The sequence below is a fragment of the Hymenobacter agri genome, from assembly GCF_054778495.1.
Map to the genome: position 1 here is coordinate 1 of NZ_BAAGZM010000512.1, position 3128 is coordinate 3128.

Sequence of the window (3128 nt, forward strand, 5' to 3'; positions counted from 1 at the left end):
CACCGGCCGGCGCACCATGGCCGCAATGGCGCCGAGCAAGTGGGCCGGGGCCTGGGCGCGCTCGCCCAGCAGCTTCACCTGGTAGAGTTCGCCGTGCCGCGACTCCTTGGCCGTTTCCGTCAGCTTGATGGAATTGGCGGTGAGCGGCAGCTGCTGCCACTCGAACCCGGGCCGGGAAGCCAGGTCGCCCACGACCAGGCCCTGGGCCACGCGAAACGGAGCCAGGCCATCGGCCCAGTGGTAGTACACGGCCGTGTAGCCGACGACGGTGGTGAGGGGTTCCTGGGTGAGGTTGAGCACGGCGAATGCGGTGGAATACCCCACCGGACAAAAGTTAAAAATTCCCGGACAGGTGCAAGAGCAAAACGGACAAATGCGAGAGCACTTTTTCTAGGCGTTCGAGCGGGCGGCCGCCGGCACTGGCAGCGGCACCCGGAGTAGTTGCTTGCGCAAGTCCTTGTCTGAACGTACCGGGCCCCGCACGGCCGCCAGCTTCTTGGCTGCCTGCCGCTCCTGGCTGTCGCGCTGGTAGCGCTTGTAGAGCGTCTCGTACTGGATGTCCTCCTCGAGAATGTTGCGCTCGGCCATGTACTCGAGAATGGCATACTTGATTTTGTTGCCGAAGCGCACGGCCAGGTTCACGTAGCCAATCATCTCCACCTCCAGGATGCTGTTGACGAAGTCGTCGAAGCGCTGCACGCCCTTGCCCGTCAGGCGCAGGCCGTGCTTTTTGGGCGAGAGCGACCCGAAGTGCACCTGCCACTTGCCCGCGTACGACTCGAGCACGTGGTCGCGGCGCGCGTCCTGCATCGGCCGGCGCATCTGGCTGTAGAGGTAGGCTCCGAACTGGTCGTTTTCGGAAAGGGTGTAGTGGGTGCCCAGGTAAAACTGCAGGAACTTGAGCACGTGCGGCCGAACGGGAACGTCGATGTAATCCACGAGGGTAGAAATTTAGGGTTATCTCAAACTTACGATGCCGCGCGGGGCAGGGAAAGGACTGCTTCAGCCTGGGCTGACTAACCGTACAACCCATTGAAATAGTGCCGATTCAGCCAGGCGACCACGACCCCTACACCAGTCTCCCTACCTGAAGCAATAGCCCGATGCAGAAAGCGTGTTTTTCGCCGCAGACAAATATACTTTGAAATACAAAGTTCTTCGCAATACATTTGTTCAATCACTACATAAATCCATTTTTCATGCACTTGTCCCCTCATCGCTGGTTCCCTGCCCTGCTGCTGCTGCTGCTGACCAGTTGTTCCGACTCCTCCTCTACCTTTCACATCAGTTCGCCTGATGACTCAGCCATTCGCAACGGCAGTGGGGAGTTCGTTTTTAAGGTCTACAACCTTAGCCCCGATAGCGCCCGGCAGGGGGAGCAGCTCTGGCAGCAGGCCGATGCCGCGGTTAACGGCTTTTTGTCATCCGGCAATTATACCGTCCGCTTCACCGATGGCCGCGTGGGTGACCAAGTGCTGGTCATTTCCTACAGCCTGACCCCGGACCTGCTATTCCAGCACGACATCCATTTGCTGGACTACACCTACGGGCCCCGCTTCAGCCAGGCCGCGGCCCTACCGCATCCGCAGCGGCACTAAGGCCACCGGATGCGCGATTCCAGGTTGAGCGACTTCTGCTGCACCTTGCCCAGCACCACGTGCCCCGCGTGGCCGGGCAATGACTCCGGCCACACGTAGAGCATGAGGGCCGCCAGCTCGTCAACCCGCAGCCGAAACTTCTTCGGCCGGCGACTCGGGATGCCCACCTGGTGCCGCTCGCGCTCGTCAATGCGCTTGAGCCGCCGGGCCACGCGCTCGAGCGCGGGTAGCGCCACCACCACACCGGCCGAGTCGACCGGTGCGCCCAGTGGCCGGCTCAGCCGGGCTAGGTTGCGGCGGCCGCACTCAGCCATGGCCCACCAGAGTTCACGGGCCTCGCCGCGCTCAAGCGCAATGACTTGGTCAAGATGTGCTAGCTGCATCATATCAACAGAACACTTTTTAGACTACTTGTTATGAACAACATCGTCAAATGGGGACTGATTGGTATCGGTGTGGCCCTGACCACGGCCATCCTCACCTACGTCGGCTGGATGGTAGCCATTGCCTACGCCATGGGCGCATATGACAAGCCGTACACCAAAGCCGACCTCATCTTCCACTATGAGGCTACGGCCCCAAAACTGCGGGCGCTTAGCGCCTACATTAACACCATCGTGCCGGCTGACAAGTCGGTCGAAATTGAGTTCGACGGGCGGCGTACCATCCCCATCTTTCACGTGAGCGACCACGAGACCCGTTCCAGCAACTGGGATGTGCCTTGGGACTCGCCCAAGGCTGACACGCTGCTGCACACGCTGGGCTGGACGCGCCAGACGCTGACAACCCTGCAGGACAGGCTGGACGAGGCCGGCTGCATTTCCATCACCAGCGGCGAGCCCTGCGTTATTGGCTTCCAGCGCAGCGGCATGGGCAAATACTCCTACGACCTGTTTGCTCACCCGCTGAGCGACAGCCTCAAAGCGGAGTATACCGACGGCTGCTCGTACATTTTCTACCGGTCGAACGTCGTGCTTGAGTACGGCGGCGGTGCCATCGGGCCGCAGTGCTTTCCAGGCGAGCACAGAAGAGGCCATTACTAGCGCCGGTCTCACGTCCAGGAGCCGTTTTTCAGGCGGGCCACTTCCTGCCCGGTCTGCAGGTCGTAGAGGATGGCGACGTTGATTTTCATCTGCACGCTTTCGGCGTACTTCTTCAGCCGCTTGATTTCCAGTTCACGTGGGTCGGCCGGGGTGTAGGAACTGGCGTTGTGGCGGCCATGGAACGTGCGCGAGTTGCCGTCCTTGAAGTAGACAAGCAGCTTGGTGAGGGCTTCGGCGACCAGTTTCTGGCCGGCTGCGGAGGGAGCGTAGGACATGGGAAGAGGGAGAAAGTAGTGATGAACTGAATCAGAATGGGGCATCAGACCTTGCCGCCCGCGGCGATGAGGTAGAACTTGTCGAGCGCGGCGGGGTCGCGCAGGGCCTGCACCTTCTTCAGGTGCTTGTGGTAGAGCTGCGAGGCGGTGAGGGCCAGCACGCGCTTGCTGGCCGTTTTCAGGCGCCAGCCGCGCAGCTCGGCCCCGGCCCG

At 61.3% G+C, this 3128-nt stretch carries 6 protein-coding genes; 2 read left to right on the plus strand and 4 right to left on the minus strand.

The window, feature by feature from the left end:
- Together ACYVDE_RS18530 and ACYVDE_RS18535 are read right to left on the minus strand one after the other, a co-directional pair.
- A partial coding sequence (locus ACYVDE_RS18530; RefSeq protein ID WP_460503031.1) for a hypothetical protein occupies positions 1-324 on the minus strand: 324 nt, incomplete at its 3' end.
- A 66-nt stretch (positions 325-390) separates the two neighbouring features.
- On the minus strand, positions 391-939 hold the full coding sequence (locus ACYVDE_RS18535; protein ID WP_460503032.1) for a hypothetical protein: 549 nt from the start codon (positions 937-939) through the stop codon (positions 391-393).
- 266 nt (positions 940-1205) lie between these two features.
- Between ACYVDE_RS18535 and ACYVDE_RS18540 the strand changes: the two genes are divergently transcribed.
- The gene (locus ACYVDE_RS18540; RefSeq protein ID WP_460503033.1) at positions 1206-1598 is read left to right on the plus strand and encodes a hypothetical protein; all 393 of its coding nucleotides are present in this window, start codon (positions 1206-1208) and stop codon (positions 1596-1598) included.
- Here ACYVDE_RS18540 and ACYVDE_RS18545 read toward each other — a convergent pair.
- Positions 1595-1984, minus strand: coding sequence for a hypothetical protein (locus tag ACYVDE_RS18545; protein WP_460503034.1), 390 nt, complete (start codon positions 1982-1984; stop codon positions 1595-1597). The genes ACYVDE_RS18540 and ACYVDE_RS18545 overlap by 4 nt on opposite strands.
- Positions 1985-2014: 30 nt before the next feature.
- Between ACYVDE_RS18545 and ACYVDE_RS18550 the strand changes: the two genes are divergently transcribed.
- On the plus strand, positions 2015-2641 hold the full coding sequence (locus ACYVDE_RS18550) for a hypothetical protein (protein WP_460503035.1): 627 nt from the start codon (positions 2015-2017) through the stop codon (positions 2639-2641).
- A gap of 8 nt (positions 2642-2649) precedes the next feature.
- Here the strand turns inward: ACYVDE_RS18550 and ACYVDE_RS18555 are convergent, their stop codons facing one another.
- Positions 2650-2916 carry a hypothetical protein gene (locus ACYVDE_RS18555; RefSeq protein ID WP_460503036.1) on the minus strand — a complete coding sequence of 89 codons (267 nt, stop codon included), beginning with the start codon at positions 2914-2916 and terminating at the stop codon, positions 2650-2652.
- Positions 2917-3128 lie beyond the last annotated feature (212 nt).

What these genes read in the sequence shown, in the direction of transcription:
- ACYVDE_RS18545 (WP_460503034.1), bottom strand. Translation starts at nt 1,984, where the DNA reads ATGATGCAGCTAGCACATCTTGACCAAGTCATTGCGCTTGAGCGCGGC.
- ACYVDE_RS18550 (WP_460503035.1), top strand. Translation starts at nt 2,015, where the DNA reads ATGAACAACATCGTCAAATGGGGACTGATTGGTATCGGTGTGGCCCTG.
- ACYVDE_RS18555 (WP_460503036.1), bottom strand. Translation starts at nt 2,916, where the DNA reads ATGTCCTACGCTCCCTCCGCAGCCGGCCAGAAACTGGTCGCCGAAGCC.